General features: G+C 64.0%; 20 protein-coding genes and 2 pseudogenes. 11 read left to right on the forward strand and 11 right to left on the reverse strand.

Annotated elements, in window-relative coordinates; all coding sequences use genetic code 11:
- Window positions 1–5: 5 nt before the first annotated feature.
- From ABD050_RS03775 to ABD050_RS03800, 6 genes and pseudogenes are all read right to left on the reverse strand, one after another.
- Entirely contained in the window at window positions 6–869 is an 864-nt protein-coding gene (locus ABD050_RS03775) for an SDR family NAD(P)-dependent oxidoreductase (RefSeq protein WP_343887823.1), read from the reverse strand.
- Entirely contained in the window at window positions 859–1,680 is an 822-nt protein-coding gene (locus ABD050_RS03780) for a TauD/TfdA dioxygenase family protein (protein ID WP_343887825.1), read from the reverse strand. Before ABD050_RS03780 ends, ABD050_RS03775 begins: the two co-directional genes overlap by 11 nt.
- Before the next feature lie 119 nt (window positions 1,681–1,799).
- Window positions 1,800–2,384 (reverse strand): TetR family transcriptional regulator, encoded by a 585-nt coding sequence (locus tag ABD050_RS03785; RefSeq protein ID WP_343887827.1) that lies wholly within the window; start codon window positions 2,382–2,384, stop codon window positions 1,800–1,802.
- 187 nt (window positions 2,385–2,571) lie between these two features.
- Complete coding sequence (locus ABD050_RS03790; RefSeq protein ID WP_343888093.1) at window positions 2,572–2,739, reverse strand: hypothetical protein; 168 nt, start codon at window positions 2,737–2,739, stop codon at window positions 2,572–2,574.
- A gap of 191 nt (window positions 2,740–2,930) precedes the next feature.
- Window positions 2,931–3,182: pseudogene (locus ABD050_RS03795) on the reverse strand (hypothetical protein); the annotation flags it as partial.
- A gap of 14 nt (window positions 3,183–3,196) precedes the next feature.
- Window positions 3,197–3,392 (reverse strand): annotated as a pseudogene (locus ABD050_RS03800) (RuvX/YqgF family protein); the annotation flags it as partial.
- Window positions 3,393–3,538: 146 nt separating this feature from the next.
- On the opposite strand from ABD050_RS03800, the gene ABD050_RS03805 reads away from it, so the two are divergent.
- Complete coding sequence (locus ABD050_RS03805) at window positions 3,539–4,387, forward strand: glycosyltransferase family 2 protein (protein ID WP_343887829.1); 849 nt, start codon at window positions 3,539–3,541, stop codon at window positions 4,385–4,387.
- Window positions 4,388–4,417: 30 nt separating this feature from the next.
- On the opposite strand, the gene ABD050_RS03810 is transcribed toward ABD050_RS03805, so the two are convergent.
- Together ABD050_RS03810 and ABD050_RS03815 are read right to left on the reverse strand one after the other, a co-directional pair.
- A complete protein-coding gene (locus ABD050_RS03810; RefSeq protein ID WP_343887830.1) occupies window positions 4,418–5,272 on the reverse strand; it encodes an aspartyl/asparaginyl beta-hydroxylase domain-containing protein in 855 nt (284 codons plus the stop codon).
- 208 nt (window positions 5,273–5,480) lie between these two features.
- Entirely contained in the window at window positions 5,481–6,146 is a 666-nt protein-coding gene (locus tag ABD050_RS03815) for an O-methyltransferase (protein WP_343887832.1), read from the reverse strand.
- An 87-nt stretch (window positions 6,147–6,233) separates the two neighbouring features.
- On the opposite strand from ABD050_RS03815, the gene ABD050_RS03820 reads away from it, so the two are divergent.
- Window positions 6,234–6,863, forward strand: coding sequence for a TetR/AcrR family transcriptional regulator (locus tag ABD050_RS03820; RefSeq protein WP_343887834.1), 630 nt, complete (start codon window positions 6,234–6,236; stop codon window positions 6,861–6,863).
- A gap of 84 nt (window positions 6,864–6,947) precedes the next feature.
- On the opposite strand, the gene ruvX is transcribed toward ABD050_RS03820, so the two are convergent.
- Window positions 6,948–7,412: a Holliday junction resolvase RuvX gene (gene ruvX, locus ABD050_RS03825; RefSeq protein ID WP_343887836.1), complete on the reverse strand. Its 465-nt coding sequence runs from the start codon at window positions 7,410–7,412 to the stop codon at window positions 6,948–6,950.
- A gap of 1 nt (window position 7,413) precedes the next feature.
- Window positions 7,414–8,526, reverse strand: coding sequence for a DUF3089 domain-containing protein (locus tag ABD050_RS03830; RefSeq protein ID WP_343887838.1), 1,113 nt, complete (start codon window positions 8,524–8,526; stop codon window positions 7,414–7,416).
- A 123-nt stretch (window positions 8,527–8,649) separates the two neighbouring features.
- Between ABD050_RS03830 and ABD050_RS03835 the strand changes: the two genes are divergently transcribed.
- From ABD050_RS03835 to ABD050_RS03875, 9 genes are all read left to right on the forward strand, one after another.
- A complete protein-coding gene (locus ABD050_RS03835; protein ID WP_343887840.1) occupies window positions 8,650–10,464 on the forward strand; it encodes a DUF4153 domain-containing protein in 1,815 nt (604 codons plus the stop codon).
- A gap of 38 nt (window positions 10,465–10,502) precedes the next feature.
- Window positions 10,503–10,790: an Asp-tRNA(Asn)/Glu-tRNA(Gln) amidotransferase subunit GatC gene (gene gatC / locus ABD050_RS03840; protein WP_343887842.1), complete on the forward strand. Its 288-nt coding sequence runs from the start codon at window positions 10,503–10,505 to the stop codon at window positions 10,788–10,790.
- Complete coding sequence (gatA, locus tag ABD050_RS03845; protein ID WP_343887843.1) at window positions 10,787–12,271, forward strand: Asp-tRNA(Asn)/Glu-tRNA(Gln) amidotransferase subunit GatA; 1,485 nt, start codon at window positions 10,787–10,789, stop codon at window positions 12,269–12,271. Before gatC ends, gatA begins: the two co-directional genes overlap by 4 nt.
- Before the next feature lie 173 nt (window positions 12,272–12,444).
- Window positions 12,445–13,917 carry an Asp-tRNA(Asn)/Glu-tRNA(Gln) amidotransferase subunit GatB gene (gatB, locus tag ABD050_RS03850; protein WP_343887844.1) on the forward strand — a complete coding sequence of 491 codons (1,473 nt, stop codon included), beginning with the start codon at window positions 12,445–12,447 and terminating at the stop codon, window positions 13,915–13,917.
- Between the two features lie 135 nt (window positions 13,918–14,052).
- Window positions 14,053–14,787, forward strand: coding sequence for a hypothetical protein (locus ABD050_RS03855; RefSeq protein ID WP_343887845.1), 735 nt, complete (start codon window positions 14,053–14,055; stop codon window positions 14,785–14,787).
- Between the two features lie 26 nt (window positions 14,788–14,813).
- Window positions 14,814–15,965: a M48 family metalloprotease gene (locus ABD050_RS03860; RefSeq protein WP_343887847.1), complete on the forward strand. Its 1,152-nt coding sequence runs from the start codon at window positions 14,814–14,816 to the stop codon at window positions 15,963–15,965.
- Between the two features lie 31 nt (window positions 15,966–15,996).
- Complete coding sequence (locus tag ABD050_RS03865; RefSeq protein WP_343887849.1) at window positions 15,997–16,581, forward strand: hypothetical protein; 585 nt, start codon at window positions 15,997–15,999, stop codon at window positions 16,579–16,581.
- Window positions 16,582–16,847: 266 nt separating this feature from the next.
- The gene (locus ABD050_RS03870) at window positions 16,848–17,417 is read left to right on the forward strand and encodes a hypothetical protein (protein WP_343887851.1); all 570 of its coding nucleotides are present in this window, start codon (window positions 16,848–16,850) and stop codon (window positions 17,415–17,417) included.
- 1 nt (window position 17,418) lies between these two features.
- On the forward strand, window positions 17,419–17,718 hold the full coding sequence (locus ABD050_RS03875; protein WP_343887853.1) for a transcriptional regulator: 300 nt from the start codon (window positions 17,419–17,421) through the stop codon (window positions 17,716–17,718).
- On the opposite strand, the gene ABD050_RS03880 is transcribed toward ABD050_RS03875, so the two are convergent.
- Window positions 17,713–18,618: an acyl-CoA desaturase gene (locus tag ABD050_RS03880; RefSeq protein WP_343887855.1), complete on the reverse strand. Its 906-nt coding sequence runs from the start codon at window positions 18,616–18,618 to the stop codon at window positions 17,713–17,715. The two genes, ABD050_RS03875 and ABD050_RS03880, sit on opposite strands and share 6 nt — an antisense overlap.
- Window positions 18,619–18,634: the final 16 nt, after the last annotated feature.

An 18,634-nucleotide genomic window follows, 5' to 3' on the forward strand; every position in this document is an offset into this window, starting at 1 on the left:
TCCTTTCAGCGAATGACGTTGGGATAGAAGGGGCGCGGCGCGATGCCGTGCGTGGCACGCACTGACGGCGGAACCTTGCCGCCGCGATCGACGATGCCGTAATGCGCGCCGATCTCGGCACCGATCAGGGTTTTGCCGCTGAGCGCCATCAGCTCGGGATCGCTGTAGAGTGCCCAGATGACGTGCCCGGTGAACTCGGGCGTTTCGAGCGACTCGGCGAGGTGGCCATATCTGGCCGGATCCGCATCGATCATCGCGAGCAATCGCTCGGTCGCCAGCGAGCCCATCCAAATCGACACGGCCGCCACGTTCGCCTCACGCAGGTCGATGCTCATGTCGTGCGCCATCTTGTCGACGCCCGCCTTGTGCGCGCCATAGGCAGGACCGAACACATAATGGACCGATCCGGGCGCCGAGGTGAAAACGATCAATCCACGCCGCTGCGCGACCATCGACGGCGCCGCGTACCAGCCGGCGACGAAGCCGCTTCGCAACCCTACATCGATCATGTCCCCGATCGCGAGGGGTTTCTCCCAGAAATGGCCGGGCGCGCTCAGCTGGTCGTGGATCGCACAGGCATTGTTGACGAGGATGTCGAGGCGCCCCTGATCGGCGCTGATGCGTTCGAAAAGGGCGGTGACCTGGCTATCGTCGGCATGGTCTACCCGCACCGCGATGCCGGTGCCGCCTGCTGCCGTAACCGCGGCGGCGGTCTCGTGGATCGTGCCGGGAACGCTCGAGTCGCCCGACGTTTCGGACCGGCCCGTGACATAGACGGTGCAGCCATGGCTCCCCAGGGCCACCGCGATGCCGCGCCCCGCACCGCGGCTGGCGCCGGTGACGAGTGCAACGGGCGGGTTACCAGACAAAGGGTTCGTCGCCCCTGATCGTCGTGCGGTGCATCAGCCGACCGCTATCGTGCGGATAGGCAAGGACGCGGTGCATCGTGCCGGTATTGTCCCAGATCACAAGATCGCCGACGGTCCATTGGTGCGAATAGACGAACCGGGGCTGGGTCGCATGGTCGCGCAGGCGAACGAGCAGGTCGAGGCTTTCGCGCAGGCCCATGCCCTCGATATGCGAAGCGGTCGACCCGAGGACCAGCGATTTGAGGCCCGACTTGTGTTTCCACACCAGGGGAATGGTGGCGGGCTTGAACCGCTGCCAGTCCTGCACCGTGCGATAGTCAGGCTCGGGGTTCACGTAACGCTGGGACGTCTCGAACATGTGGACGACCTGCAATCCCTCCAGCGCCGCCTGTTCGGACGCCGGCAGGTCTGCGAAGGCGGCATATGTATTGGCGAACTCAGTCGTGCCGCCGATGGGAGAGGTGCGCCGGCAGCTCATGACCGAGGCGAAGATCGGCACGTCCGACATCGTCCCGTCGATATGCCAGAAAAAAGCGCCCCTGGTGTAGGCGAACAGCGGGTTTTCCAGCGGGTCCATGCTGATCTTGAAGATGTCGTCAGCCATGGGGCCGAGCGTGTTGGTGAACACGACCTGTTCCTCATCGGTGAGGTTGAGTTCGCGGAACAGGAGAACGCCGCGCTCTTCGAGGATGGCGCGCAGGTCAGCACCATGGTCGCCCGAGAGCAGGGCTTCCTTGTCGAGCGTGATTGCGGAACCGATGGCGGGCGACAGGTCATGCCGAGCCGGTTTGTGGATCGTATCGACTGACATGGGCCCTCCTGCATCGCCAACGCCTCTCCGCGTTTGCTATACAGTCGTATGGCGCTTTGGCGTGCTCCCGTCAATGGCGGTCACCCTCGGTCATCATCAACCGGCGACGACTTCCGAGGCTAAGGCGCTGGTTCGACCTCGCTCAACCAGGCTTCCACAATCGCCCGCGCTTCCTTGTGTCCGATTGAAATGCCCAGTCCTTCCTCCATCACCAGGCCGCGTGCGGCGCCGGCCAGCAGAAGAGAGATGCCGACTGCGGAAAACGCAGACGATGCGTACCGGGTATCAGCGAAAATGGTGGCGAGCGCTTCGGCCTGAAGGAGCCGCGCGCGCTCGCTATATCTGGCGATTTCGTTCCTGATCGACTTGCGATGATTGGCGAGCGCCATGAACTCGACCGCCAGTGCGGCCTGTCGGGCATCGCTGCTCAGCGCCCACAAACGGTGCAGCGGTTGCGGCGATGAGAGCGCTGCGACCTGATTGTCGATCGAAAGATCCGCCGCGCGCCGGTACAGGGTCAGAAGCAGCGTATCCATGGTCGGGAAATAATATTGGACGAGCGCTGGCTTGATCTGCGCCTGGACCGCCACCCGACGCGCGGAAACCGCGGCATATCCCTGCTCGAGCATGAGGGTTTGTGCGGCATCAAGGATTGTTACGTGCGTCGCGGATTGGGCTGCCCCGATCCTTCGCTTTTCCTTCATGCGCTCTCTCCCTTTGCCCGCCCGATAGCGTCGACTGGCGTCGCAATGTCCTGCACGTCAAGGCCAAGTGCGCGTCACTTGCCTTCCCGACAGCGAGCAGGAGGAATGCGAGATTTCGGTGACCTCACCGAAACCCGAAACCGCCGCCGAGAAACAGCGCCAGCGAGGATTGCTCTGTTTCAACGTTTCAACCCGATCGGATGGTAAGTTCGACCTCGTCGGTGAACGACATGGTGAGGTAGCCATTGTCGGGGTCGCCGACATGCTCCAGATATTCCGGGCAATGATCGGCGTTGTCGGCGACGATGATCGCGCCGGTGCGAAGCCGGCTTTCGACGAGGCCGAGCACGTCCATGTAAAGCGATTTCGCGCCGTCGAGCAGCAGCAGGTCGATCGTGTCGGGCAGGCCTGACGCCAGCGTCTCCAGCGCGTCGCCCTCGCGGATATCGACCAGATCGGATAGCCCGCCGGCCGCCAGATTGCCGCGCGCGCGATCTTAGTCGGCTCGAACTCGGATGTGATCAGCCGGCCGCCGCCATTGTCCCGCAGCGCCGCGGCGAGATGCAGCGTGGAAAGACCGAACGACATGCCGAACTCGACGATGGCGCGGGCGCCGGTAGCGCGTGCCAGCATGTAGAGAAGCCTGCCGGTATCCCGGGAAACCGGCAGCGCATAGTCCTTCAGCCCGGCATAGAAATCGCGATAATCCGCCTTGCTGCGCATCAGCCGAAGGCGCTCCTCACCGGAGACCGAGGCGAAGGCGGGATCGCGCACGCGCTTCATGCGCCGCCAGAGCATCAGCACAAGCTTCGTCAGCTCGTCAGGGCATCAATCGCCGCCCTGCAGGATATAAGCCGCCGCCATCTTGTCGACGAGTTCGGCGCGCTTCGCGCGGCTGACATCCTGCTCGATCAGGGTGCGGGTGACTGCCTGGGTCGACCAGCCTTCGTCCTGGAGCAGGATCGGCAGGCCGAGATCCTCCATGTTGCGGGCAAAGGCGCGGCTCGATATTTGCAGGCATCGATCCGCCGGATCGGCCAGACCCTTCAAATGCACGCGCTCTGACAGGGCTTGAGGGATATTCCCGATTGCCGCAACTGTGGTGCTGATGTCTCGTGTCATCGATTGGAGAAGGTTCGTTGGTTGAGTGGACTGTGATCGTTCCGTTTTTCAACGAACGCGCCTGCATAGCTGAGACGATCGCCAGCCTGGCACAGCAGACGATGCCGTTCCGCTTGCTCCTCGTTGACAATGGTTCGACCGACGACAGCGCGGCGATCGCTGACAAGGCGGCCCGTGTGCACGCCCTGGACTATACCATCGTCACCGAACCCAGTGCAGGCAAGGTCTCCGCCCTGCGCGCCGGCTTGAGAGAGACGCATACGCGCTGGATCGCAACTTGTGACGCTGACACACTCTACCCACCCCAATATTTGGCCGCGGCAAGCGCGCAACTTGCCCGGAGCGGTTGTGTGGTCACAGGCGCCTATCGCGTTCCGCGCGGGGCGGGCCCGATCAAGCGCGCCGCCAAGGCCTGGCAGATCCGCAATACGGCGCGATTGCTGCGACGCCAGTCACACAGCGGGGGGTGGGGACAGGCATTCTGCACGGGGTCGCTGTGCGCGGTGGGCGGCTTCGATCCCAGCGTATGGAACTTCGTGCTGGAGGATCATGAGGTTATCCATCGCCTGATGCGGCAGGGCAGGATGCGCTATTCGAACGACCTCTGGTGCATGCCGTCGCCCCGCAAGCGCGATCGCGATTCGGTCCGGTGGACATTCATCGAGCGCCTGACATATTCCCTGGTCGCGCCCTGGGCTGGGGACTGGTATTTTTATTCATTCCTTTCGCGCCGCTTGCAGCGGCGCAAGCTGTTCAGTCACCGCCTTCGCGAACGTCAGTATCAGCAGCCAGATGAGCGGCCGCTGTTCGCGTCTCGCCCTATTGATGTGACAATAGCGACCCAAGCGAACCGCGAAACAGGGCATCGGCTCGGCGCGTGAGGCAGCGCATCGTCGCGAGCCCGGGACTTCCTAGCTGCTCATGTCCGTTTCGAGTGCTTTGATAGCGGCGTTCCAGGACAGCAGGTTTGCAAGAGCTTCTTGTACGAACGCGGAGCCACTAATCCAGGCGAGGAACTTGTCGACGAACCATTTGCCCGGTTGCTTAAGCGGGCGCCGCACCTGCAGGAGCAGGACGACCCGGGTGCCGTCGGTGTCGTTCCACACTTCATGGTCAAAGGTGTCGTCGAAGACGAGGACGCCGCCGTCGCTCCAGTGGACGATCCGATCGCGTACCCGCATGCCCACATCACCTTTTTGGGGAATGATAAGCCCCAAGTGGCAAGTGATGAGGCCCTTGGTCACGCCCCGGTGCGGCGGAATATGGGTCCCGGGGGCAAGTATCGAAAAGAATGCGGTGTTGAGGCCCGGAATTCTCGCCATCACCGATGTGGTTACAGGGCACTGGCCGAGGTTTTCCTGGATAAGGTAACCATAGCCCCACAGGAAGAACGACCGCCACTTGTCGACGGCGGCAATTGCCCGATGATCCGGCGAAATATTGGCGAGCGAGGGCGACGGTTTTTCCAGGGCGGCCGCGACAGCCTCGTCGCGGATCGCTTCCCAATTGTCGCGCAGCAACGCTGTCCAAGGGAAATCACCGACGTTGAGCACCGGCTCAGTCGAGATGAGCGAACATCGCGCGATCAGCCAATCGCAGACCCCACGTAGATGCTTGCCATATTTGATCAGGAATGGCCGCCCCGGATCTGCACGCAACGGCGGTTCGCGCTCGATCGCTTCTGATGTCAGGGGGGCACAGGCTTGGCGCTGTGGGACGACAAGCGACCTTGCCTGCCGTTGGGCAATGTCGGAAAGGATGGCCATGTAATTGTCCCCCTCGCTTTGCGGGAAATCCGCAATACCGTCCTGAAAGGAATAATTAACCGCGGGCATTGGGGAATCTACGGACTAAAAGATGGCCGGGTTGCGAAACCGTGGCGGCGTCATCTGTATTTTTATCTGTATTTTTCATTGGGCGTTGCCTTTGCAATCTCGCTTTCCATAGGTCTGCGCGAGGTCGCTTCGGGCTGTTTCAACCCAATCGGATGGTAAGTTCGACCTCGTCGGTGAACGACATGGTGAGGTAGCCATTTTCGGGGTCGCCGACATGCTCCAGATATTCCGGGCAATGATCGGCGTTGTCGGCGACGATGATCGCACCGGTGCGAAGCCGGCTTTCGACGAGGCCGAGCACGTCCATGTAAAGCGATTTCGCGCCGTCGAGCAGCAGCAGGTCGATCGTGTCGGGCAGGCCTGACGCCAGCGTCTCCAGCGCATCGCCCTCGCGGATATCGACCAGATCGGATAGCCCGCCGGCCGCCAGGTTGTCGCGCGCGCGCGCGACCTTCGAGGGCTCGAACTCGGATGTGATCAGCCGGCCGCCGCCATTGTCCCGCAGCGCCGCGGCGAGATGCAGCGTGGAAAGGCCGAACGACATGCCGAACTCGACGATGGCGCGGGCGCCGGTGGCGCGTGCCAGCATGTAGAGAAGCCTGCCGGTATCTCGGGAAACCGGCAGCGCATAGTCCTTCAGCCCGGCATAGAAATCGCGATAATCCGCCTTGCTGCGCATCAGCCGCAGGCGCTCCTCACTGGAGACCGAGGCAAAGGCGGGATCGTTCATCGGATGTGCCGCCTCGGCTTCCTTGAAAAGACGGTCGAGCAATGGCGCGACGGGTGCGTTGGTGAGCGTGGTCATGCGTTTCTCCTCGGCGTTTGCCTGCCGGAAGAAATACGATTAATTCGTCAGGTTTGCCTATTCGCATTGGCGGGAGCGCTTTCGATCATGCCGCGAAACCCAGGTGTTTCCTCGAGAAAGGCGCCGAAGCAGGCGCGCTCCAACGCGCTCGTCGCGGCAGTGCTCGATGCCGCTATTCAGGTTCTGGAGGCGGAAGGCGCGCATCGGTTCACCACCGCGCGAGTCGCGGAGCGGGCCGGCGTCAGCGTCGGGTCGCTGTATCAATATTTCCCGAACAAGGCGGCCATCCTGTTCAGGCTGCAAAGCGACGAATGGCGCCGGACCTCGGCTTTGCTGCGCGACATTCTGGAGGACCGGGCGGCGGCGCCGAGCGCAAGGCTGCGCACGCTGGTCCATGCGTTCATCCGTTCGGAATGCGAGGAAGCCGCGATCCGGATCGCCCTCGGCGACGCAGCGCCCCTCTATCGCGACGCACCCGAAGCGCGCGAAGCACATGCCGAGAGTGCGCAGATCGTGCAGGCCTTCCTGCGGGAAAGCGCGCCCCGTCTCGGCGATGGGCAGCGCCTGCTCGCCGGCGACCTCATGAAGGCTACGCTGAGCGGCGCCGGCAGCAGCTTTTCGGCAGTCCCTCGCACCCCAGGCGAAATCAACGCTTATGCTGATGCATTGGCTGATATGTTGTGCGCGTATCTCGATCACCTGGCGGGGGGCGGATAAGGACGGCAAGAGAGGCGCCAACCGCTTCGGAGAAGATCCGCGCAGCTGATTCGGGCAATCCAGCGGATCGAGCGGTTGGTGAGATCAGCCGATGACCAGCCCGTCAATCGCTCCCTGCAGGATATAGGCGGCTGCCATCTTGTCGACCAGCTCGGCACGTTTGGCGCGGCTCGCATCCTGTTCGATCAGGGTGCGGGTGACGGCCTGGGTCGACCAGCGTTCGTCCTGGAGGAGGATCGGCAGGCCGAGATCCTCCATGTTGCGGGCAAAGGCGCGACTCGACTGGCTGCGCGGGCTCTCGCTGCCGTCAGTGAGGTTGAGCGGAAGGCCGATGACGATGCCCTTCACCTGCTGCTCGGCGATGAACGCGGCAAGCGTTGTCTTGTCCTTCTGGAACTTGGTGCGCCGGATCAGCAGCGCCGGGCTGGCGAAGGTCCACTGTGCGTCGCACAAAGCCGTGCCGATCGTCTTGGTGCCGACGTCGAGCCCGATCAGGCGGCCGGCGCCGGGCAGGGCCTCGCGGAAGAGGGCGCGATCGGCGGTGATCATCTCAGTGCGCGCTCGCCGCCTTGAACGCCGCCAGCCGGCGCGCGGCATCGGCGCGGACATTGGCCCAGAACAGGCTGTAGTCGTAGACATGGTAGTTGTTGCCGGGCAGCACATAGTTGCCGAGATCGGGCGGCGTGCCGATCAGCAACAGCCCGCGGCCCGAACAGTGCGCCGGGATACGACCCGGGACAAGGGCGGCCTTGTCGAGCTCGGCATCGGGGACGAGCGTGCCGAGATTGGCGGTCGCGGGTGCGGCCGCATCCGGCGTACCGGTGATCGGATTGGTGCAGATCAGCGCAGTGCCCTTGCGGGGCGCGCCGGTGAAACCGGTAGTGGCGTCGAACGTGTCGAAGATCAGCGATGGATCGGCTGGCTCGGCAAAGCTCTGCCAGGAGAGAATGCAGCCCGGCTGATCGGCGGTGGCGCATTCGGGCAGGCCGAGGCGCGGCAGATCAGCGCTTTTCGAGACCGGCCAGCCGACGACATAGGCAGCGACGATTCGCCTGGCGAGCGGCGTGCCCGCGATCCGGTCGTGCAGCAGGCGGGCCAGGTGATAGGCGCCCTGACTGTGGCCGGCGAGGATGATCGGGCGATCACCGGCCTCTTTGAGGAACTGGTCGAAGGCGATGGAAACGTCGCCATAAGCAAGGTCGAGCGCCTGCTTGGCCTCCGCCCGGTTGGTGAGGAAGGCGCCGAAGGTCGCCTGCCGGTAGCGCGGCGCCCAGATCATGCCGACGTCGTTGAAGGCGCTCGCCTGCGCGCGCAGGAACAGATCGGCGCGGGCATTCGCCTCGGGATCGTCGAGCGGCCCGTTCCAGCGCGCTCGGTTCAGATAGGAAGTCGGGTGGATGAAGAAGACTGCTGCCTCCGGGGCGGCGGCGGGCTTGTAGCCGGGGGGCGTCCAGAGCGCTGGATTGCCGGGCTTGTCGGGTCGGGCGATCCACATTTTCGGGCTCGCATAGGCATTGGGCGCGGCGCCCGGCAGCGCCTCGAACGGTGCGGTCGGGATCAGCGACGCGCGCATGATCTCGGCAGGGAACAGGCGATAGGCGAAGCCGGCGGCGATCGCGAGGACGATCAGGACAGCTACGATGTAGAGAAACTTCCGGGCCAAACATCGAACTCCAGGGCGCGGCGCAACGGTCGCCGGCGATGATGGGGATTCCGTGCAGCAGGAACGCGGCCCTTGCAATCGGCTTCAGGTCTGCGCTCAATCCGCCGCGAGAGGGGCGAGACCATGACCGATGCTGAGACGATGCCGACCGAGGAGGTCGATCGGAGCTGGCGGCTGCGGCCGGCGATCCTGGCGGCGATCGGGCTGATCGCGGCGATCATCGTCCAGCAATTGGCGGATCAGCACCGGCCGAGCGCGGTAATTCCCGAAGCCGTCACTACCCTGCGACTCGCGTTGGCGATAGGGATCGGCACCGCAGCGCTGGCCCTCGGCTTCGGGATGGAGCGGACACGGCTGCTCTGGTCGGTCTCCTTTGCGCTGCTCGCCGGTGCAGTGACCGGCCTCATCTATTTTTGGAGCGGCGGTGCACCGGGCTGGTGGTTTGGCGACTGGCGTTATGCGAGCCTGTGGCTGTCGATCGCGATCACGGTGCCGTTGTTCCAGACAGCGCGCGACGAAGGGCGCGCGCGCTTCCCCTATGCCGAGGTCCATGGCCATGCCTGGACCAATGTCGTGCTGTGGTGTGCCTGCTGGGCGTTCACCGGGATCGTCTTTCTGCTCGCCTGGCTGCTGTCGGCGCTGTTCGACCTGATCGGGCTGCATTTCCTGCGCGAATTGCTCGAGAAGTCCTGGTTCGCCGCAGCGTTGGCCGGGGCGGCCTTTGGCGGCGCGCTGGGCCTGCTCCGCGAGCGTGACCGGATTGTGCGGCTGCTGCAGCGGGTGGTTACGGCGGTGCTCGCCGTGCTCGCGCCGGTGCTTGGCGTCGGGCTGTTGCTGTTTCTGGTCGCCTTGCCCTTCACCGGCCTCCACGCCCTGTGGGAGGCAACCAAATCGACCACGCCGATCCTGCTCAGCTGTGTGATCGGCGCGCTGATCCTCGCCAATGCGGTGATCGGCGATGGCGAAGACGAGGAGCTTACCAACCCGGTATTGCGCTGGGGCGCGATGGCGCTGGGGCTGGCGGCGCTGCCGCTCTGCGTGATCGCGGCGATCGCGACCGGGCTCCGGATCGACCAATATGGCTTCACGCCCGATCGGCTCTGGGCGCTGGTTTTTGTCATCCTCGCGACCACCTATGGGGTCGCCTATTTCGTGTCGCTTGTCCTCGGGCGGAACCAATGGGCAGCGAGGGTGCGTCCCGCGAACCTGCGCATTGCCTTCATCGTGGCGGCGGTCGCGCTGTTTCTCGCGACACCGATCCTTAGTTTCAACGCGATCTCGACCGCGGACCAGGTCGCCCGGCTCGAATCGGGCCGGATCACGCCGGACAAGTTCGATTGGGCGGCACTGGCGTTCGATTTCGGCGATCCGGGCAAGGCGGCGCTCAAGCGGCTCGCGGCATCGAAGACCGCGGCGATCGCGAGGCGCGCTCAGAAAACGCAGACACAGACCAATCGATGGGATGTCGACGAGAGCGATCGGCAGGCCGACGCGGCCGACGCGCTCACCAAAAGACTGCGTGTCCTGCCGGGCACTGTGCCGGTTCCGCAGGATCTGCAGGATCAATTGACGAGCTATGATGCGTGCGGCCGCGAGGCGGACCACAAATGCACCTTGCTCTACACGCCTGGTGCCACCGAAGCGTTTGCTGTCAGCGACGCGTGCATCGACCGTCTGGCTGCTGAACCCGACACGAAGCAGAAGCAGCGCACCGGGGTCAGGACGATTGTCTATGAGGGGCTTCACGAGACGTCCTGTTCGACCAAGCGCTATCGGCTGTCCGACGGCAAATGGGTCGAGTTCGAGGCAGCCGCACCCGACGCAATGGCGCGCGCCGCACTGAGGCAGGGGATTGCGGGTGGCGCGGTCGAAGTCCGCACCGTGCCGCGGCGCCAGCTGTTCGTGGGAGGCGTGCCGGTCGGCGATCCGTTCGAATAGGTTGCGCTGCGCCAAGCCGTGGTGCTAGCCGCGCGGCCATGTCAGTCAATATCGCAACCGTGAAGAAGATCGCGAGCCTTGCCCGCATCGCGATCACCGAAGAGGAAGCCGCGCGCATCGCGCCCGAGCTCGACAACATCATGGGCTGGATCGAGCAGCTCGGCGAGGTCGATGTGACCGGCGTCGAGCCTATGACCGCGGTGATCCCCAATCACCTGCGGCTGCGCGACGACGTCGTCACTGACGGCGATGTCCGCGACGCCGTGCTCGCCAACGCCCCGCAGGCCGAGCATGGCTTTTTCACCGTGCCGAAGGTGATCGAATGACCGACCTTACCGATCTCGGCGTCGCGGCCATCCGCAACGGCGTGCGCAGCGGCGCCTTCTCGGCGCGCGAGGTGACTGATGCCTTCATCGTCAAGGTGAGCAGGGCGAAGGCGCTCAACGCCTTTCTGGTCGAGACTCCCGATCATGCCATTGCGGCGGCCAAGGAGGCCGACACGGCGCGCGCCGCCGGCGAGGTGCTGAAGCCGCTCGCCGGCGTGCCGATCGGCATGAAAGACCTGTTCTGCACCAAGGGAGTCGCCTCGACCGCGGCGAGCCATATCCTCGAGGGCTTCACCCCGCCTTATGAGTCGACGGTTTCCGGCAAGCTGTGGGACGCCGGCGCCGGCATGCTCGGCAAGCTCAACATGGACCAGTTCGCGATGGGCTCGTCCAATGAGACGAGCGCCTTCGGCAATGTGATCTCGCCGTGGCGGCGCGCCGATGGCGGTAACGCGCCGCTCGCGCCGGGCGGCTCCTCGGGCGGCAGCTCGACCGCCGTCGCGGCGCGCCTCTGCCCCGCGGCGACCGGCACCGACACCGGCGGATCGATCCGCCAGCCGGCCGCCTTTACCGGCATTTCGGGGATCAAACCGACCTATGGCCGCTGCTCGCGCTGGGGGGTGATCGCCTTCGCCTCGTCGCTCGACCAGGCCGGGCCGATGGCGCGCGACGTGCGCGACTGCGCGATCATGCTCGAGGTGATGTCCGGCTTCGACCCGAAGGACGCGACGTCACTCCAGCTCGACGTGCCCAAATGGGAAGCAGGCTTGTCGAACAGCCTTATCGGCAAGCGGATCGGCATTCCGAAGGAGTATCGCGTCGACAACATGCCGAGCGAGATCGAGGCGCTGTGGCAGCAGGGGATCGACTGGGCGAAGGACGCCGGGGCCGAGATCGTCGAGGTCTCGCTGCCGCACACCAAATATGCGCTGCCGGCCTATTACATCATCGCGCCGGCCGAGGCCTCGTCCAACCTCGCGCGCTATGACGGCGTGCGCTACGGCCTGCGCGACCTGCCCGAGGGTGCGAACCTGCAGGACATGTACGCGGCGACGCGCGCGGCCGGCTTCGGCGACGAAGTGAAGCGCCGGATCATGATCGGCACCTATGTGCTGTCGGCCGGCTTCTACGATGCCTATTTCACCCAGGCATCGAAGGTCCGCACCCTGATCGCGCGCGATTTCGAGCGGGCCTGGGAGAGCTGCGACCTGCTGCTGACGCCGACCGCACCCTCGGCGGCCTTCGCGCTGGGCGAGAAGAGCGCCGATCCGATCGCCATGTATCTCAACGACGTGTTCACCGTGCCGAGCTCGCTCGCCGGGCTGCCGGCGATGTCGATCCCGGGCGGGCTCGACAAGGCGGGGCTGCCGCTGGGGCTGCAGATCATCGGCAAGCCGCTCGACGAGCAGGGCGTGCTGAATGCGGGGCTTGCGCTCGAGGAGCGGGCGGGGTTTGTGGCTCGGCCCGAGGCGTGGTGGTAAGATGATCGACTGGATCGATTGGCTGAGCGTGCTGGGGGATTTGAGCCCCTTGTACCGGCCAAAGCGATCCGACGATCAACCTGCTCGCCGACGGCGCAAGCCCGAGGCACCGAGCCAAGCTTCCCGCAAGAAGCATCGACTATTCAGACGTCCCGAGACTGGACCGAAACGAAATGACTGAAGCAGCATACCGCATCCGTGGCGCCACCGGCTATTGGGAGGTCGTGGTCGGCCTCGAAGTCCATGCCCAGGTGACCTCCAAGGCCAAGCTCTTCTCGGGCGCCGCCACCACCTTCGGCGCCGAGCCGAACACCCAGGTGTCGCTGGTCGACGCAGCGATGCCGGGGATGCTGCCGGTGCCGAATCGCGAGTGCATCCGCCAGGCGGTGCGCACCGGCATGGCGATCGAGGCGAAGATCAACACCTGGTCGCGGTTCGACCGGAAGAATTATTTCTACGCCGATCTGCCGCAGGGCTATCAGATCAGCCAGCTCTACCATCCGCTGGTGGGCGAGGGGGCGATCATGATCAGCCTCGACGACAAGAACCCGGACGACGCGACCAAGACGATCGGGGTCGAGCGGATCCATGTCGAGCAGGATGCCGGCAAGCTGATGCACGACCAGCATCCGACTCGCTCCTATGTCGATCTCAACCGCTCGGGGGTCGCGCTGATGGAGATCGTCAGCCGGCCGGACATGACCTCGCCCGCCGAGGCCGGCGCCTATCTGCGCAAGCTGCGCTCGATCCTGCGCTATGTCGGCAGTTGCGACGGCAATATGGAAGAGGGCTCGATGCGCGCGGACGTGAACGTCAGCGTGCGCAAGCCGGGCGATCCGCTCGGCACGCGGACCGAGACCAAGAACGTCAACTCGGTGCGTTTCGTGATGGCGGTGGTCGAGCAGGAAGCGAAGCGCCAGGTTGCGGTGCTCGAGGATGGCGGGCGGATCGTCCAGGAAACGCGGCTCTATGATCCCGACAGGAACGAGACCCGGTCGATGCGCTCCAAGGAAGATGCGCATGATTATCGCTATTTCCCCGATCCGGACCTGTTGCCGCTCGAGCTCGACGATGCCTTCCTCGCTGAATGCCGCGCCAGCCTGCCGGAGCTGCCCGACGCCAAGCGCCGCCGCTACGAGGCGCTCGGCATCACGCCGTACAATGCCGGGGTCCTGACCGCCGAGGTCGAGGCAGCGCGCTGGTTCGATGCCTTGCTCGATGCCGGGGCGAAGCCGGTCGCGGCGGCGAACTGGGTGACATCGGAGCTGTTCGGCGCACTCAACCGGCTCGGCAAGGGCATCGAAGAATCGCCGGTGAGCCCCGCCCAGGCTGCCGAATTGCTGGGTTTGGTCGCCGACGGCACCCTGTCGGGCACGCTCGCCAAGCAGGTCTTCGAGATCATGCTCGAAACCGGGCAGGGTGCCGGCACGATCGTCGAGGAGCGGGGGCTCAAGCAGACCAGCGACACCGGCGCGATCGAGAAGGTCATCGCCGAAGTGATGGCCGCAAACGAGGACAAGGTCGCCGAATATCGTTCGGGCAAGGACAAGCTGTTCGGCTTCTTCGTCGGCCAGACGATGAAGGCGATGGGCGGCAAGGCCAACCCGGGCGTCGTCAACGAGCTGCTGAAAAAGGCGCTTGGTTGATCCTCGGCGATAGGAGGCGAATAAATCCGTTTCGGGTGATTTGCGTCGGAAAAAAAGTTTGCTGAACCGTTGAGCCAGATTTAAACTTCTCCACCAGGCGCCGTTGAAGAACGGCTCGTCCGGGGGGAAGAATAAATGAGAGGACGTTTTTTTGCGGCGCTTGCCGCGGCATTTCTGTTGTTCCCGGGTCTCGCTTCGGCGCAGGAGCGTTCAGCGGTCAAGCCCGGTTTCGAATTTCCGAAAGATCATCAGGTTTCGATCGTGATTTATCGGCCCGACGTGCATGTCGGCACGTTGACCACGGGTGGCGTCGACGAGCCCAATGCCGACTGGACCTCTGCCGCCAGGGGCCTGATCGCCGACGCGCTGAAGGCGAACAGCAAGGTGGCCGATACGAAAATCATTTTCGCCGATGATCCCGAGGGCGACGACGGGGCGTATCTGGCCGAATACCGTGCATTGTTCGGCGCCGTCGCGAACGCAATCGAGGTGAACAAGCTGTTTGGCAGCCTGCCGACGAAGAAAACGGCCTTCGACTGGACGCTGGGAAGCGGCGTTGATCGCATCGGCAAGATCTCGGGCGCCGACTATGCGCTCTTCCTGTTCACGCACGATGCCTATGGTTCATCCGGACGCAAGGCGGCACAGTTGCTCGGCGCGATGTTCCTGGGTGTCTATATCCCGCCGGGAGTCCATATTGGTTATGCAGGGCTCGTCGATCTCAAAACGGGCGACGTGATCTGGCTCAACGCCGACGCGCAGATGGGCGGCGACGTCAGGACGCCGGAGGGCGCCGCCAAGCGTGTGAACGAGCTGCTCAAGGGCCTGCCTGGTCGTGTCGAGCCGATTGTGGCGACCGCGTCGAAATGAAGGTCCGCCAATGGGGGCGGGGCGCGATGTTGGCGTCGCTGCTCTGTGGCGCGGCGCATGCCCAGGCGCTCGAGACTCAGGCGCCGAATCCCGGTGCTCCCGTACCACCCGTCCTTGCCGCCTATGCGCCGCAGGACAAGGATGAACGCGGCTTATGGATGCAGATGGACGAAGAGGAACGGCGGCTCAAGAATTCGAACTTCGTCATCCGTGATTCCGCCCTGAACGCCTATGTTCATCAGGTATTCTGCCGGACCGTCGGCCCGCGTTGTTCGGAAATTCGCATCTACATCATGCGGACGCCCTATTTCAACGCGACCACCGCGCCCAATGGCATGATGCAGCTCTGGTCGGGCCTGCTTCTTCGAACAAACAACGAGGCCCAGCTGGCAGCAGTGCTCGGCCACGAATTCATTCACTATCAGGATCGGCACTCACTGGCGCTTTTTCGCCAGATGAAATCCAAGACCGGCACCTTTGCGATCATGGCCGTCATGGGGCTGGGCTTGTTCGGGCTGGGGATTTTGTCCGATCTCTTCAAGTTTTCGCGCGAGCAGGAATCGGAGGCGGATGCGGGCTCCCTGCAATTGATGGCGAAGGCCGGCTATGATCCGATGGAATGCTCCCGGATCTGGGAGCAGATGCGGGCCGAAGCCGATGCCACCGCCGCTGCCAGAAATGTCAAAAGTCGCAAGGACAAGAATGGCGGTATGTTCGCGACCCATCCGCCAACAGCGGAGCGGGTCGCCGCATTGCGCGCGCTTGCCGCGAACACGCCGGTAGCGGGTACGCCCCGGGTCAATCGTGCCGAATATCGCGCTGCGCTTGGGCCGCTATGGGCGAGCTTCATCGATGATCAGATCAAGATGAATGACTTTGGGGCGACCGATTTTCTGATCACCAATCTGGCCAAGGATGGCTGGACGCCGGAACTCAATTATGCGCGGGGCGAACTATACCGTTCGCGCGGCCGCCCCGAAGATTTGAAAAGCGCGGTCGGCTTTTATCAACAGGCCACGATCGGCGACAATTCACCGGCCGAAGCGTGGCGGGGACTGGGTTTGTCCCTGTTGCGATCGGGTTCGCAAGCGGAGGGGCAGGCGGCGTTGAAAAATTATCTGGCACGAAAACCGGATGCTTCGGACAAGGCGATGATCGCCATGATGGCGGGGGTATGAAATGAACATTTTCAAGAATCTTTCATTGGCCGTGGCAGCATTTGGACTGGTGGGGGCCGTGCCCGCTGACGCCGCCAAACTGATGCCTAAGGGCAAGGCGCAGACTGTCGCGAAATCCGGACTGACAGTTACTCCGGAGAGAGACTGGAATCGCATCGGCGCGAGGCCCGGGCGCAACGCGGAAAGCTGGACGCTCGACGGCCTGACGTTGAACGACCTGACCTTTTACGGCGGCATCCCAAACGACACGACGCTGTTTCGCGATGCAAAGAAGAAGACTGAGCCGCTCCCGAAATTCTCGTCGACGATGCTGATCCCCGACATCGCCCAGTTGTTCGAGAGTAGCTATCGCGTGTCGGTCGGCACCTCGCTGATGTCGATCGACTCGATCGAGCCGGCGACCTTCGCGGGAAGCCCCGGCTTTCACTTCACCTACAGCTTCGTGGTCGAAGGCGAGGAGGTCCATCGCAAGGGCGAGGCGAGCGGTGCCATCATCGGCGGCAATCTGTATATGGTCACGTTCGAGGCGCCGGCGATTCACTATTTCGACGCCGGTGTGGAGGCGTATCGCAAGATCGCCGCGAGCTCGATCGTCGCACCTATCTCCAAGCGCTAAAAAACTGACAGGCGCGCGGCACCTGTCCAGGTGCCGCCCTGTCGGTGCCTTGGCTGAGTTTCGCGAAGCTCGCCACGCCCGTCAGCCTGGCTCCCGGGCGGGCGCCATTCAGACGTGTCATCGCCACACCTTGCAGCATCGGCGGCACAGGCGGTCTCGGGCAAGGACGCCGAGCTGCTCTCCTGCTCGGAGTGATCAAATACTCTGCTTGACAGAGTGCTCTGTTTCGTATCCTCTGTACCGCAGAGGAAACTGGGAGGCAGAGCATGATCACGCGAAACGAAGCCGTCGAATCGCTACGCGATGTGGAGCGGGTGAGCCGTCGCACGCATGTTGCGAGTGCTTATGCGGTCGCGAGTCCGCACCTCATTTTGTGGGGACTGGTCTGGGTGGGCGGTTATACCGGTACCGGGCTGACGGCACCCGCTTCATGGGGATGGGTCTGGCTGCCCTGTATCGTCGCTGGGGCGATCGGGAGCGCGATTCTCGGGCGTCGCGCAGCGCGCTCAGGCGCCGCAAAGCCCGGCGGCTCGGCCAATCCCAACGCCCGATCGCTGCTGATGGCGCTGATCATCATGCTCTTCATGGGCTCGGTCTATCTGGTGTTCAAACCGAGCTCGATGCTGCCCTATCTCGTCTTTCCGGCGTTGATCATGGCGCTCACCTACGCACTGGTCGGCACCTTCGGGTTGCCGCGCTTTACCTGGATCGGTGCGGGCATATTCGTCATGGTGATGCTCGGCTATCTGCTCGCCCCGGGCTTGATGTCCTTCTGGCTCGCAGCAGCGGGCGGCGGCGGGTTGATCCTGGGCGGCCTGTGGATGCGGACGATCTGACATGGCGAACCCGGACGAAATCATCCACCAGTCGCTCAGGTTGCGGATCATGGCGGCCCTTTATGCGGCCAGGGACAGCGAGCCGATCGAGTTCAGCAGACTGAAGGCGCTGGTCGAGGCGACTGACGGCAATCTCGGCAGCCACCTCGCGACGCTCGAAGGGGCCGGCTATCTCAGGCTCGAAAAGGAATTCGTCGGCAAGAAGCCGCGGACCCGGGCGGCCATCACCCGCGCCGGAAGCACTGCGTTTCTCGAACACACCAGCTATCTGCGCAGCCTCATCGAGTCGGCGACTCTATGAACCGGGCGCGAGACGTAGGCTCGGGCGGGGCGGTAGCACATCCGGTGTGCGGATATTCGACGCGAGGCCGATCCGTTCAAGGAGCTTGATGAAAACGTAACCCCAATCGCTCTGGCCCGGATACAGGCCAATGCGCGCCGACCCCGGAAAAGCGTGATGGTTGTTGTGCCAGGCCTCACCCATCGTGATCAGCCCCGCCCAGGGAACGTCATGTGCCTGCACGCCGGCATCGCTGACGATCCAGTGCTGCGGCCCGCGCCGGTGCGCGAGGTGCCCGATCAGCCAATGCCCGTGGACCGACGCGAACACCCGCGCGCTCACGCCCCAGACGACGAAGGACCAGCCGCCCGCGAGCCAAAGCAGGGCGGCGATCGGCAGTTGCTGCGCCATCCAGCTTGCCTCGAGGAGACGGTGGAAGCGATCCTTGCCGATCCGGCCAAGGTCGAAACGCGGCGGATGATCGAGCACCAGCCTGCAGTGAAGCTGCCACAGCGCATCGATCGGCATCGGGCGGCGATGGGATAGATAAGGGTGGCAATCACTCTGGCGCTGCGCCCAGTCGCGCAGATCATGCGTGCGCATCATCCAGAACGGGCCGCTCATGCCGACCGTGGTGCCGAACCACGACAAGAGACGCTCCAGCCAGAGCGGGCACTCGAAGCTGTCATGGATCATGCGGCGATGGAAGCCGACCGAATGACCGAGCAGCAGACCCGCCCCCGTGGTGACGATGAAAACAGCGATTGCGGCTGGGCTCGCGGTGAGCGGTGCGAAGACCAGCGTCACGACCATCATGCCGCCGTTCCAGATCGAATGAACCGGGTCCCATCGTACGACTCCGAAGCGCGGATCGGCCAAGGAGTCGGGGACCAGACGATGTACCTCGTGCGGATCGTGCATCACAGCCTCGTGAGGT

This window comes from Sphingomonas oligophenolica (assembly GCF_039522915.1).
GTDB classification, from domain to species: domain Bacteria; phylum Pseudomonadota; class Alphaproteobacteria; order Sphingomonadales; family Sphingomonadaceae; genus Sphingomonas; species Sphingomonas oligophenolica.